Annotated in this window: 13 protein-coding genes; 6 read left to right on the top strand and 7 right to left on the bottom strand. The window is 70.8% G+C overall.

What is annotated here, in order from left to right; genetic code table 11:
- Positions 1-141 precede the first annotated feature (141 nt).
- The 3 genes from ASF78_RS07055 to ASF78_RS07050 all read left to right on the top strand — a co-directional run bounded on the left by ASF78_RS07055 (position 142) and on the right by ASF78_RS07050 (position 1,843).
- Positions 142-381 (top strand): helix-turn-helix domain-containing protein, encoded by a 240-nt coding sequence (locus ASF78_RS07055; protein ID WP_056586083.1) that lies wholly within the window; start codon positions 142-144, stop codon positions 379-381.
- A gap of 161 nt (positions 382-542) precedes the next feature.
- Positions 543-641: a 30S ribosomal protein bS22 gene (locus ASF78_RS21870; RefSeq protein WP_003792170.1), complete on the top strand. Its 99-nt coding sequence runs from the start codon at positions 543-545 to the stop codon at positions 639-641.
- Between the two features lie 152 nt (positions 642-793).
- Positions 794-1,843, top strand: a complete 1,050-nt coding sequence (locus ASF78_RS07050; protein ID WP_235518429.1) for a LacI family DNA-binding transcriptional regulator — start codon at positions 794-796, stop codon at positions 1,841-1,843.
- A gap of 16 nt (positions 1,844-1,859) precedes the next feature.
- On the opposite strand, the gene ASF78_RS07045 is transcribed toward ASF78_RS07050, so the two are convergent.
- The 5 genes from ASF78_RS07045 to ASF78_RS07025 all read right to left on the bottom strand — a co-directional run bounded on the left by ASF78_RS07045 (position 1,860) and on the right by ASF78_RS07025 (position 7,093).
- The gene (locus tag ASF78_RS07045; protein ID WP_056586082.1) at positions 1,860-2,510 is read right to left on the bottom strand and encodes a YesL family protein; all 651 of its coding nucleotides are present in this window, start codon (positions 2,508-2,510) and stop codon (positions 1,860-1,862) included.
- Complete coding sequence (locus ASF78_RS07040) at positions 2,507-3,760, bottom strand: arabinan endo-1,5-alpha-L-arabinosidase (RefSeq protein WP_056586080.1); 1,254 nt, start codon at positions 3,758-3,760, stop codon at positions 2,507-2,509. Before ASF78_RS07040 ends, ASF78_RS07045 begins: the two co-directional genes overlap by 4 nt.
- Before the next feature lie 6 nt (positions 3,761-3,766).
- The gene (locus tag ASF78_RS07035; RefSeq protein WP_200940524.1) at positions 3,767-4,663 is read right to left on the bottom strand and encodes a carbohydrate ABC transporter permease; all 897 of its coding nucleotides are present in this window, start codon (positions 4,661-4,663) and stop codon (positions 3,767-3,769) included.
- 25 nt (positions 4,664-4,688) lie between these two features.
- Positions 4,689-5,633 (bottom strand): carbohydrate ABC transporter permease, encoded by a 945-nt coding sequence (locus ASF78_RS07030; protein ID WP_056586073.1) that lies wholly within the window; start codon positions 5,631-5,633, stop codon positions 4,689-4,691.
- Positions 5,634-5,737: 104 nt separating this feature from the next.
- A complete protein-coding gene (locus ASF78_RS07025) occupies positions 5,738-7,093 on the bottom strand; it encodes a sugar ABC transporter substrate-binding protein (RefSeq protein WP_056586069.1) in 1,356 nt (451 codons plus the stop codon).
- A gap of 293 nt (positions 7,094-7,386) precedes the next feature.
- On the opposite strand from ASF78_RS07025, the gene ASF78_RS07020 reads away from it, so the two are divergent.
- The 3 genes from ASF78_RS07020 to ASF78_RS07010 are packed head-to-tail and all read left to right on the top strand — an operon-like array spanning position 7,387 to position 11,224.
- A complete protein-coding gene (locus ASF78_RS07020) occupies positions 7,387-8,685 on the top strand; it encodes an alpha-galactosidase (RefSeq protein WP_056588302.1) in 1,299 nt (432 codons plus the stop codon).
- Positions 8,682-10,190 carry an alpha-N-arabinofuranosidase gene (locus ASF78_RS07015; RefSeq protein ID WP_056586066.1) on the top strand — a complete coding sequence of 503 codons (1,509 nt, stop codon included), beginning with the start codon at positions 8,682-8,684 and terminating at the stop codon, positions 10,188-10,190. The genes ASF78_RS07020 and ASF78_RS07015 overlap by 4 nt, the downstream gene beginning before the upstream one ends.
- 5 nt (positions 10,191-10,195) lie before the next feature.
- Entirely contained in the window at positions 10,196-11,224 is a 1,029-nt protein-coding gene (locus ASF78_RS07010; protein ID WP_235518428.1) for an arabinan endo-1,5-alpha-L-arabinosidase, read from the top strand.
- On the opposite strand, the gene ASF78_RS07005 is transcribed toward ASF78_RS07010, so the two are convergent.
- Both ASF78_RS07005 and ASF78_RS07000 read right to left on the bottom strand, forming a co-directional pair.
- Entirely contained in the window at positions 11,221-11,742 is a 522-nt protein-coding gene (locus ASF78_RS07005; RefSeq protein ID WP_056586050.1) for an N-acetyltransferase, read from the bottom strand. The genes ASF78_RS07010 and ASF78_RS07005 overlap by 4 nt on opposite strands.
- Complete coding sequence (locus ASF78_RS07000; protein ID WP_369816317.1) at positions 11,739-12,593, bottom strand: HAD family hydrolase; 855 nt, start codon at positions 12,591-12,593, stop codon at positions 11,739-11,741. The genes ASF78_RS07005 and ASF78_RS07000 overlap by 4 nt, the downstream gene beginning before the upstream one ends.
- Between the last annotated feature and the right edge of the window lie 71 nt (positions 12,594-12,664).

Below are 12,664 nucleotides of genomic sequence, written 5' to 3'. Positions count from 1 at the left end.
GCGTCCCGGACGCGCTGGGCCGGACGAGGGACGTCCCACCGGTCACCTCTATCCCACCAGTCCCACGCGCCACTACGCTGGTCCGGCACCCGCAGGGTGGGTGCGCGGGCCCGCCGCGCGTCGGGCGGAACGGACGACGACATGAGCGAGCAGCGCGACCAGCCGGGGCGCACGCGATTCCTGACGGTGCTCGAGGTTGCCGAGGTCATGCGCGTCTCCAAGATGACCGTGTACCGCCTGCTGCACTCGGGCGAGCTGCCCGGGGTCCGCGTCGGCCGCTCGTTCCGCGTCCCGCAGGACGCGCTGGACCACTACCTGGCGACGTCGCCGGCGGTGGAGGCGCGGGAGCAGGCCCACGGCCACGAGCGCAGAACGTCCTGAGACCGGCCGCCGTCGCTGGATGCCCTCGTGATCGCGTAAGGTAGAGCCTCGGACTTTGTTCGTGCGTGGTCGACTCGGTAGCACTCGATCTCTTCTACGCGTCGATCGACCACCAGAACGGCCCGTCGCCGGGCCTCCATCGGAAGCGAAGTGAGGACCCCATGGGCTCCGTCATCAAGAAGCGCCGCAAGCGGATGGCCAAGAAGAAGCACCGCAAGCTGCTGCGCAAGACGCGTCACCAGCGTCGCAACAAGAAGTGAGCCACGGCGGCCGTCAGGTCGCCTGCTCCGACGAACGGGCCCGGCAGCTGCCGGGCCCGTCGTGTTTCCGGCGCGCGCCTTCTACAACGATGTAGAGTTGCCGTGGTCTGGGACTCTGTCCCTCGGCAGGGGCGCGTACCAGGGAGACAGAGATGAGCACGGCCAAGCGGGGTTCCGCGGTGACGATGCACGAGGTCGCCGCGCGGGCGGGGGTCTCGATCAAGACCGTCTCCAACGTGGTCAACGGGTACCAGTACATCCGGCCCGCCACCAAGGAACGGGTCGAGGCGGCCATCGCCGACCTCGGGTACCAGGTGAACATCTCGGCGCGGAACCTGCGCCGCGGCCGGACCGGGATCATCGGGCTCGCAGTGCCGGAGCTGTCGCTCCCGTACTTCGCGGAGCTCGCCGACTCGGTCATCCGCGCGGCCGAGGCCCGTGGTCTGACCGTCCTCATCGAGCAGACCGGCTCGGTGCGCGAGCGTGAGCTCGACGTGCTCTCCGGCCAGCGTCGGCACCTCACGGACGGGCTGATCTTCTCGCCGCTCGAGCTCGGGCCGCAGGACGCCGAGGCGCTGCACGTCGACTTCCCGATGGTGCTGCTCGGTGAGCGCATCTTCGGCGGTCCCGCCGACCACGTCACGATGAACAACGTGGAGGCCGCTCGCGCCGCGACGCAGCACCTGCTCGACCTGGGCCGCCGTCGCATCGCGGTGATCGGCGCGCACGAGGGGGAGACGGTGGGCTCCGCCGCGCTGCGCGTGCAGGGCTACCGGCAGGCTCTCGAGGAGGCCGGCCTGACCGTGGACCCCGCGCTCATCGGTGAGGCGGGCCTGTGGCACCGCGCGACCGGCGCCGAGACGATGGAGCGGCTGCTGGACTCGGGCGTCGAGATCGACGCCGTGTTCGGCCTGAACGACGCCCTCGCGCTGGGCGCCCTGCACGTGCTGCACGCGCGGCGGATCGACGTCCCCGGGCAGATCGCCGTGATCGGCTTCGACGACATCGAGGAGACCGCCTACTCCTCACCGACCTTGACGACCGTGGCCCCCGGCCGGGAGCAGATCGCGACGACCGCGGTGGACCTGCTGCTCGCGCGCATCGAGGAGGTCGAGCCCGGCAGGCCCTTCGTCCAGGTCATCACCGACTTCGAGATCGTCGGCCGGGAGTCGACGCTGGGGGAGCAGGGGACCGCGGGCTGAAGCGTGCCGCCGAGGTCTACGCCGCGCGGGCGTCGACCGTGGTCAGCCGCTGGTCGACCAGCCAGCCGCTGGCCAGCAGAGGCAGACTCAGCCCGACGAGGGGCACCAGCACGGCGACGTAGGTGAACGTCACCGCCAGGACCACGAGTACCGCCAGGACGGCGAGGCTCGTGACGGGGGAGAGCAGCGGCGCCACGGCCACGAACCGCCACGTGCGTGCCGCGGGGACGTCGTCGTAGCGTCGCGCGACGGGCAGCAGGGTGGCGAGCGTGAGGACCAGGTAGGTGGCCAGGGCCACGACGCCGACCGTCAGTGCGGCCTTCACCGGACCCGGGGACGCGGCCGCGAGCACGGACGCGTCGAGGGTCAGGAGCAGGAAGCCGACGGTGAGGGGTGCGCCGAGCAGGTTGAGCCGACGGAACCCCGCCCGGTACGCGGACCAGAACTCGCGCCAGAGGTGCTCGGACGGGGTGCCGGCCGCGAGGCGGGCCAGGAGCCCGCCGCCCGCCGACAGCGCGGGGTAGGCGCCCAGCACGACGGCGCCGGCGAGCGTGCCGAGCGCCACGAGCGCGTTGACGGCGACGAGCTGGGTCCCGACGCGCAGGAAGACCATGACCCGCCCGGCCCAGCCGCCGGCGGCCAGGTCGTCGGTCGTGGACGCGGTCACGGCCCGACCACCCGGGTGCCCAGCGTCGCGTTCCCGTCGGCGTCGAGCCCCGCGAACGAGAGCGTGCGCCGGCCACGGACGGCGTCGACGGACCCGAAGACCACGAGGTCGAGGCCGGGCCACGAGAACCGGCCGTCGCCGTGCGGCTGCGTCACGGCCAGGACGTCCTCGCCGATCTCGACAGTCCGCGACGCGGTCACGTAGCCGGCGGTGGCCTGCTCGAACGTGACGACCTCCCACGTCCCTGCCAGCGCGGCGGGGTCGGTGGGCGGGGCGTCATCGGGCTCGGCGTCGCCCGCCCACGGCTGCGGCGACACGACGGGCCAGCCGTCGGCCGTCCAGACCAGCCGACGTACCTGGACCTCGTGCTGCGTGGGGTCGGCGGCGTCGCGGACGTGGTGGACCAGCAGCTGGCGGTCGCCGTCGGTGAGCACGGAGGCGTGCCCCGGGGCCAGCCACGCACGGCCGCCGTCGAGCGTGTGCCCCGCCAGCATGAGGGTGCCGACGCGGGTCGGGTCGCCGGTGAGGTCGGTGAGGTCGCGGCCCGCCCGGTCGGCGTACGGGCCGGTCAGCTGTGCCGAGACCCCGACGCGCAGGTGGTACGTCGAGAAGAGCGAGTCGTAGGACAGGACCAGCGCGTAGCCGCCGTCGGGACGGGGCAGGACGAACGCGCCCTCGACCGCCCCCTCGACGCTCCGCGGCCGTCGCGCCAGCAGGATCCCCGGCGCCTCGCCGACGGCCAGCCCGGTCGTCGGGTCGAGCTCGATCGCGTGGATGCCGCCGAAGAACGACCCGTAGACCATCCAGTGGCGGCCGTCGGCGTCGACCACGGCGTTCGCGTCGATCGCGTTGGGTCCGTCGACCTCGTGCAGGCTGGTCACGACGAGCCCGCGGTCCTCCCACGGCCCGGTCGGGTGCGGTGCCACGGCCAGGCCGATCGCGGAGGTGCGGGAGCCGAACGTCGACGCCGACCAGTACATGCGCCACTCGTCGCCGACCCGCACCACGTCGGGCGCCCACAGACCGGCGGCACCGGACCACGCCGCACCGTCGGCCGGTACGCCGTCGAGCGCCCATCCGTGGAACTCCCAGGTGACCAGGTCCTTCGAGCGCCGGATCTGCACGCCGGCGCGCACGGGGCCGTCCGACCACGCGTCGGTGGAGAACAGCCAGTACGTGCCGTCGTCGTCGCGGACCGCGGTGGGGTCGTGCGCGTGCCGGCCGCCCCACAGGGCGGTGTCGGGGAGCATCTGCGCTCAGCCCTTCGAGCCCGTGAGCGCGACGGACTCGATGATCTGCCGCTGGAAGATGAGGAACACGACCAGGATCGGCAGCAGCGCGACGAACGACGCGGCCATGATCAGCGGGTAGTCGCGCTGCGTCGCGAACTCCACGTTGAGGTTGGCGATGACCACCTGGAGCGTCTGCTTCTCGGGGGTGTTCAGGTACAGGATCGGCGCCAGGTAGTCGTTCCAGATGTACATGAACCAGAGGATGAACTGGGCGGCGATGGCCGGGCGGATCATCGGCAGGATCATCACGCGGAAGATCTGCAGGTAGGACGCGCCGTCGATCTTCGCGGCCTCGATCATGGAGTCGGGGACGGTCGACAGGTACTGCCGCAGGAAGAAGATCATGATGATGTTCCCGAACAGCAGGGGGACGATCAGCGGCAGCAGGGTGTCCACCCAGTGCAGCCGGGAGAACATCACGAACTGCGGGATCATGATCGTCGGGTACGGCACCATCAGGCCCGACAGCAGGACGAGGAAGATCGCGTTCTTGTAGGGCAGCCGCAGCTTGGCCAGCGCGAACGCGGCGAGCGCGGACGTGAACGTCCCGATGATCGTCACGCTGAGGGCGACGATGAGGCTGTTCTTGAAGCCGGACAGGATCGGGGCCTCGGTCCACATCCGCACGAACGTGTCCCACTGCGGCGGGTCCGGGATCCAGACCGGGGGCAGGGCGAAGACCTGCACCTTGGTCTTCAGGGCGGTCGTGAGCATCCAGAGCAGCGGCGCCAGCATCGCGACCGAGCCGACCGCGAGCAGGAGGAACAGGGCGGCGTTGCCGAGGCGGTTCTCGCGCTGGGCGCCCGTGCGGGGCTTGTCCTTCAGCGCCGGGGTGGGGGGCTTCATCAAGGTCGTGGCCATGGTGGCTGCGTCTCCGGTTTCTTCCTCAGTCGATGCTGAAGCTGTTGCGCCGGTTGAGGCGGAACTGGATGAAGGTGATGACGAAGACGAGGATCCCGAGGACGATCGACATCGCCGTCGCGTACCCCATCTGCTGGTACTTGAACGCCTTGCGGACGATGTACCAGACGATCGAGGCGGAGCTGAACTCGGGGCCGCCGGCCGGGGTCATGATGTTGATCTCGGTGAAGATCTGGGACCCGGCGATGATGTTGGTGACGACCAGGAAGAAGGTCACCGGCCGGACCATGGGCAGGGTGATGTTCCGCAGCCGCTGGAAGGCGTTCGCGCCGTCCAGCGCGGCCGCCTCGTGCAGCGACGCCGGGACGCCCTGGATCGCCGCCAGGTACAGCAGCATCGAGTACCCGAGGCCCTTCCAGATGGCCATGATGATGATCGCGGGCTTGACCGTGGCGGTGTCCTGCAGCCAGTCGGGGCCCTCGATCCCGAACCAGGCGAGCACCTGGTTGATCAGGCCGAAGTCACCGTTGTAGGCGAACTGCCACACGATCGCGATGGCGGCCAGCGACGAGATCACCGGCACGTAGTAGATGGTGCGGAACGCCGTGCGGCCGGGGATCTTGCGGTTCAGCGCGAGGGCCAGCAGCAGCGAGAGCGCCAGGCCGATCGGGATGCCGATCATGTAGAAGAACGTGTTGTACAGCGAGATGCGGAAGTACTCGTCGCCGAACAGCGTCACGTAGTTGTCGAGCCCGACGAAGGTCATGGGACCCAGGCCGTTCCAGCTGGTCAGCGACGCGTACACCGCGAAGCCGATCGGGTACAGCGTGAACAGCAGGAAGCCGATGATCGGGGCGGCGACGAACGCGAGGGCCCAGCGGTGCTCCGTGCGGTGCAGGCGCCGGTTGGCGTGCTTCGCGCGTTGCTCGGACGTGAGCCCAGTGGTGGTCGACTCGACGGTCGCGGTCATCTCGGAAACCTTTCCAGGGGCCCCGCCGCCCGGGGGCGTGCCCGGGCGGCGGGGACAGGGAGGAGGTGGTGCTACGTGCCGACTACTTGCCGACTACTTGCCGACTAGTTGCCGGCCGCGGCCTGCTCGGCGTTGGCGTTCGACTCGTCGAGGAGGTTCTGCATCTTCGGCTGGACCTCCGCGAGGTAGTCGGCGGCGGTCTGCTCACCGTCGATCACGGGCTGGATGTTGGTCCAGAGCTCGTCGTACCACTCGGCGCCGTAGGTGAAGGCCGCGGGCATCGCCCGTCCGTAGTCCTGCGCGATGTCCAGGAACTCCTGGCGGTTCGCGGGCTCGGCGCCCTCCTCCGCGGCCCAGGCCTCAGCCATGTCGATGAGGTTCGGGATCTGGATGTTGGCGTCGACGAGCGTCTGCTGGGCGTCGGCGTCGCCGCTCAGGTACGTGACGAGCTTGACCGCGTCGTCCGGGTGCTTCGACGTCGCGGAGACGCCGATGCCGAGCGAGCCGAGCCAGGTGGCCGTGCCGCCGTCACCGACGGTGGGCCAGGGGATCAGGTCGTACTCGAAGTCGAGCTCGTTGTAGACCGAGACGTCCCACGGGCCGACGGGGAAGAAGCCGATCTCGCCGGCCATCCACCGCTGGTAGGTGTCGAGCGTCGCGGCGTCCGAGGCGGACGGCGTGACCTTGTCGACGTTCGTCAGGTCCGCGAACTTCTGCAGGGCATCGGCGAACTCGGGGGTGTCCACGGTGACCTCGGTGCGGTCCTCGTTGGTCCAGTCGCCGCCGTTGCTCCAGACCAGCGACTGCAGGTTCCACTGGACGTTGAGCCCGGTGCCCCACTGGTCGGCGGCGCCGTCGCCGTTGTTGTCCACGGTGAGCTGCTTGCTGATGTCGACGAACTCGTCCCACGTGAGCGGGGTGTCCTTGTCGGGCAGCGGGATGCCCGCGGCCTCGAGCATGGTCTTGTTGTAGCCGAACGAGAACGGGCCGACGTCCTTGGGCAGGCCGTAGAGCTTGCCGTCCGGGGTGCCCTGGAGCTCGCCGTCGAAGCGGTAGGAGTCGACGCCGTACTGCCAGATGTTGTCCAGGTCGATTCCGCTGGCGTCGACCTGCTCGGTGATGTCCAGCAGGACGCCCGAGCTCACGTACGACTGGAGGGTTGCCTGCTCGATGTAGAACACGTCGGGCACGTTGTTGCCGGCCACGGCCGCCTGGAGCTTGGTGGCGTACTGGTCGGCGTCGGTCACGATGACCTTCACCTTGACGCCGGTGTCCTCGGTGTACTTCTTGATGGCGGCCTCGTAGGCGGCCTTCTCGTCCGGGCCGCCCCGGAACATGAACGTGATCTCCTTCTCGCCGCTGTCGCTTCCGCCGTCGCCGCCGTCGCTGCACGCCGTCAGCGTGAGCGCACCGGCGACCGCGGCGCACACGGCGCCTGCGATGAGCCTGTTCCTCTTCATCGTCCTGCCTCCCAGATCCCAAGGATGTGCGAGGTCACGGTCGCGTCGGGACCCGGTGTGGGGCTGGTCCGTCAGGGTCGTCGTTGACCTCATTCGCTTGATCGAACGCTGCATCTACAACGTTGATCTACAACGATGTAGAACATGGCACGAGAACCGGCGCCGGGTCAAGCCACGAACGTGTAACGGTCGGTTGACGGCATGGGAACGGCCATGCATGATGCGTCTACAACGATGTAGAAGACGACGGGCAAGGGGGCCTTCGGATGTCGCGCCACGCGCAGACACCGCCCATGGGGTGGAACAGCTGGGACAGCTTCGGGACCACGGTGACGCAGGACGAGGTCCTCGCCAACGCGGCGGTGCTGGCCGAGCGCCTCCTGCCGCACGGCTGGGACACCGTCGTCGTCGACATCGACTGGTACGACCCCGCGGCCCGCGCGCACGGCTACAACGACGGCTCGACGCTCGTCCTCGACGCGTTCGGACGCCAGCTCCCCACCGAGAACCGGTTCCCGTCGGCCGCCGGCGGGCGCGGCTTCGGACCGCTCGCCGACGCCGTGCACGCCCTCGGCCTGCGGTTCGGCGTCCACCTGATGCGCGGCATCCCGCGGATCGCCCTCGACGCGGACCTCCCCGTCGAGGGCACCGCCTGGACCGCGCGCGACGCCGCCGACACCACCTCGGTCTGCCCGTGGAACGAGGACAACTACGGGCTCGACCACGACCACCCCGCCGCGCAGGCCTACCTCGACGGCCTGGTCGCGCAGCTCGCGGGCTGGGGCGTCGACTTCCTCAAGGTCGACGACATGCTCGCGCCCTACCACCCGGACGCGGTCGAGGCGTGGGCGCGGGCGATCGAGCGCTCGGGCCGGGACATCGTCCTGTCCCTCTCGCCCGGCACCCACCTGTCCACGGCACACGTCGACCACCTGCGCGAGCACGCCCAGATGTGGCGCATCTCCGACGACCTGTGGGACCGCTGGGACGACGTGCACGCCCAGTTCGCGCGGCTCGCGCGGTGGGCGCCGTTCCAGCGCCCCGGCGGCTGGGCCGACGCCGACATGCTGCCGCTCGGCCGGATCGGTCTGCGCGCCGAGCGCGGCGACGACCGGCACAGCCGGCTCACCCCCGACGAGCAGCGCACGATCCTCACGCTCTGGGTGATGGCCCGCTCGCCGCTGATGGTCGGGGGAGACCTGCCGACCAGCGACCCCGCGACGCTCGACCTGCTGGCCAACCCGGCCGTCGGGCACGTGCTGAAGCACGCGACGGACGGGCGCGAGCTCGTCCGCGAGCCCCTCGACGACGGCGAGCTCATCGTCTGGACAGCGGTCGAGGGGGCGACGACCTACGTCGCCGCCTTCTGGACCGGACCCTCGTCGCGGACGGTGTCGGTACCGCTCGCGTCCCTCGTCGGCCACGTCGCCGCCGCGGACACCTGGACCGCCCGCGACCTGTGGGACCCCGGGACCACGCCCGACCTGCACCCGACCGCGTGGGAGCCGGAGGGGGCGCTCGTCCTCGACGTCCCGTCCCACGGGGTGCGCTGGACCGCACTCGACACCCGACCGAACCAGGAGACCTCATGATCCCCGTCCGACTCACCCTCGACCCGGCCTTCCGGGTCGGTCCGGTCCGCCGGCGCACGTTCGGCTCGTTCGTCGAGCACCTCGGCCGCTGCGTCTACACCGGCATCCACGACCCCGAGCACCCCACTGCCGACGCCGACGGGTTCCGCAAGGACGTGCTCGAGCTGACCCGCGAGCTGGGCGTCAGCACGGTGCGCTACCCCGGCGGCAACTTCGTCTCCGGCTACCGGTGGGAGGACGGCGTCGGCCCGCGCGACCAGCGTCCCGCCCGGCTGGACCTCGCGTGGCACTCCACCGACCCCAACACGGTCGGCGTCGAGGAGTTCATGCGCTGGGCGAGGCTGGCCGAGGTCGAGCCGATGATGGCCGTGAACCTGGGCACGCGCGGCGTGCAGGAGGCCGTCGACCTGCTCGAGTACTGCAACGTCCGCGGCGGCACGCGCCTCTCGGACCAGCGCCGCGCCAACGGCGCCGAGGACCCGTACGACATCCGCATGTGGTGCCTGGGCAACGAGATGGACGGTCCGTGGCAGATCGGCCACAAGACCGCCTACGAGTACGGCCGGCTCGCCGCCGAGACCGGGCGCGCGATGCGGATGGTCGACCCGGATCTCGAGCTCGTCGCGTGCGGCTCGTCGGGCGTCGCCATCCCGACGTTCGGCGAGTGGGAGCGGATCGTGCTCACGGAGGCGTACGAGCAGGTCGACCTCATCTCCGCCCACGCGTACTACTGGGAGGAGGACGGCGACCTCGGCTCGTTCCTGGCCTCCGCCGTGGACATGGACCACTTCGTCGAGTCCGTGAGCGCGACCGCGGACGCCGTGCGCGCGCACAAGAAGCTCGACAAGCGGATCCACATCTCGTTCGACGAGTGGAACGTCTGGTACCAGCACCGCGCCGAGTCCAAGCCGCCCACCGGGCACGACTGGCCCGTCGCGCCCGTGCTGCTGGAGGACAGGTACAACGTCGCCGACGCCGTCGTCGTCGGGAACCTGCTCATCTCGCTGCTGCGGCACACCGACCGCGTGCACTCCGCGTCGCTGGCGCAGCTGGTCAACGTGATCGCGCCGATCATGACCGAGCCCGGTGGTCGGTCCTGGAAGCAGACGATCTTCCACCCGTTCGCGCAGGCGTCCCGGTACGCGAAGGGTGACGTCCTCCAGGTCGCCGTCGAGGCGCCGACCTACGAGACGGCGAAGTACGGCGACGCCGCGCTCGTCGACGCCGTCGCCACCCGCGACGCCGAGACGGGCGACGTCGCCCTGTTCGCGGTCAACCGGTCCCTGACCGAGACGGTCACGCTCGAGGTCGACGCCCGCTCGCTGCCGGGCCTGCGCGTCGTCGAGGCGACCACGCTGGCCAACCCGGACCACACCTGGTCCGCGACGGCCGACGACGACACCTCTGTCGTCCCGCGGCCCAACGCGACCGCGACGGTCCGCGACGGCCGCGTGTCCGTCCAGGTGCCGCCGGTGTCCTGGAACGTCGTCCGGCTGGGGGTCTGACCGCCGTGCGCCGCGTCGTCGCGGCGGGTGCGGTCGCCCTCGCCCTGGTGGTCGGCACCGCGGCCTGTGCGCCGGAACCACCCGCCGCGACGGCGCTGTCCCTCACCGGGGACATCCACACCCACGACCCCGCCCTCGTCGTGGGTGCCGAGGGGGAGCCCTGGTACGTGTTCTCCACGGGTGACGTCCGCAAGGGCCTCGGCTCCCCGCAGATCCGGCGGTCCACCGACGAGGGCCTCACGTGGGAGCTCGTCGGCACCGTCTGGGACGCGAAGACCCGCCCGGAGTGGGCGTACGAGGCAGTCCCCGGTGTGTCGAACTTCTGGGCGCCCGAGGTGATCGAGCACGACGGCACGTTCTACCTGTACTACTCGGCGTCCACGTTCGGCTCCAACCGGTCGGCCATCGGCCTGACGACGAACACCACGCTCGACCCGGACGACCCCGACTACGCGTGGGTGGACCAGGGCGAGGTGCTCCGGTCCGAGCCGGGGGAGACGAACTACAACGCGATCGACCCCGGCGTGATCACCGACGCGGACGGCACGCCGTGGATGGCGTTCGGCTCGTTCTGGGGCGGCATCCAGCTGGTCGAGCTGGCCTGGCCGTCCGGCATGCCGGTCGACGGGGCCGAGCCGACGACCATCGCCAGCCGCACGGGATCACCGAACGCGATCGAGGCGCCCTACCTGGTGCTGCGCGACGGGTGGTACTACCTGTTCGTCTCGCGCGACTCCTGCTGCAAGGGCAGCGACTCGACGTACAACATGGCCGTCGGGCGCTCCCAGGACGTCACCGGTCCGTACGTCGACCGCTCCGGCAAGGAGATGACGCTGGACGGTGGCGAGCAGCTGCTGGCCACGACCGGGGACATGGTCGGACCCGGCGGGCAGTCCGTCTCGCAGGGGCATCTCGCGTTCCACTACTACGACGCGGCCGCCGGCGGCGACTTCCGCCTCGAGATCCGTGAGCTGGCGTGGGACGACGAGGGCTGGCCGGTGGCGACGACGCGTGCCGAGCAGGAGCAGGGCTAGAGGGGCCGTTCGAGCACGTAGTCGTCCTCGACGCGGGTGCCGACGGTGAAGTGCTTGGTGCCCACGATGGCGAAGCCGGACCGCACGTAGAACGCCTGCGCGCGCGCGTTCTGCTGGTTCACGCCGAGCCACATCCCGTGTGCGCCGCGCCCGCGGGCGACGTCCAGCGACGCGGTCATGAGCGCGTTCGCGATCCCGGCGCCGTGGTGGTCGGGGTGCACGTAGCACTTGGACAGCTCGATGGTGGGGCGCAGGTGGAGTGCCGCCTGCACGTCCTCGTCGGCGGGCTCCCCGGCGACGAGCATCGTGTAGCCGACGAGCTCGCCGTCCCCGGCGACGAGGACGTCGCGAGAGGGGTCGTCGAGGTACTCCGCGAACCGCTGCGGCGACAGCACCGCCTCGATGAAGGACTGCTGGTCCTGCGCGGTCGAGCCGGGCGGGCAGGCCAGCGGGAACGTCAGGGCCGCGAGGCGGGCGAGCGCGTGGAGCTCCCCGTGCTCGGCGGCGCGGACCGTCACAGGACGTCCTCGCCGCCGCCGGGACCTCGCCAGGAGCGCAGGAGGGCGCGCGCGACGAGCCCGCCGGCCCACGCGAGGCCCGCCAGGCTGGCCACGGTGGTGCCGCGGCGGGCGTTGCGCCGACGGTTGCGGAACTCGCGCACGGGCCAGCCGACCGTGGCGGCGTAGCGGCGCAGGCGGCGGTCGGGGTTGATCGCGCAGGGGAAGCCGACCTCGGACAGGATCGCGACGTCGTTGGTGGAGTCCCCGTACGCGTACGACGTCGTCAGGTCGATGCCCTCCTGCTCGGCAATCGCGCGCACGGCGTCGGCCTTGGCCTGGCCGTGCAGCATGTCGCCCACCAGCCGGCCGGTGTAGAAGCCGTCCTCGTGCTCCGCGATCGTGCCCAGCGAGCCGGTCGCGCCGAGGCGCCGGGCGATCAGCGACCCGATCTCCACGGGCGTCGCGGTGACCAGCCAGACGGAGTGCCCCGCGGCGATGTGCTGGTCGAGGAGCCGCTGTGTGCCGGGGTAGATCCGCAGGCAGAGGACCTCGTCGTAGACGTCCTCCGCGATCGCGGTCACCTCGGCCACCGAGTGACCCTTCATGATCGACAGCGCCCGGCTGCGGACCTCGTCGATCTGGTTCTTGTTCTCGCCGAACGTCAGGTACCGGAGCTGGTGGAGCCCGAACTGGACCAGGTCGCGCTTGCGGAAGAACCCGCGCCGGTACAGGCCCACGGCCAGGTGGAACGAGCTGGCGCCACGGATGATCGTGTTGTCGACGTCGAAGAACGCACCGACCCCGGGACCGTCCGGGCCGGACCCCGGGTCCCGCAGCACGGGAGCGGGGGCGCTGGGGTTCCCGGGCACCTGACGCACCCGGTCACTGTAACGACGGGCAGCGCCCCTCGTGGGACGGGGCCACATGAGGCTCACGTGCG

Origin of the sequence: Cellulomonas sp. Leaf334, assembly GCF_001424195.1 — a bacterium.
Taxonomy (GTDB): Bacteria; Actinomycetota; Actinomycetes; order Actinomycetales; family Cellulomonadaceae; genus Cellulomonas.
Note: the sequence above shows the minus strand (reverse complement) of the source record. Positions and strands in the feature narration are given on the sequence as shown.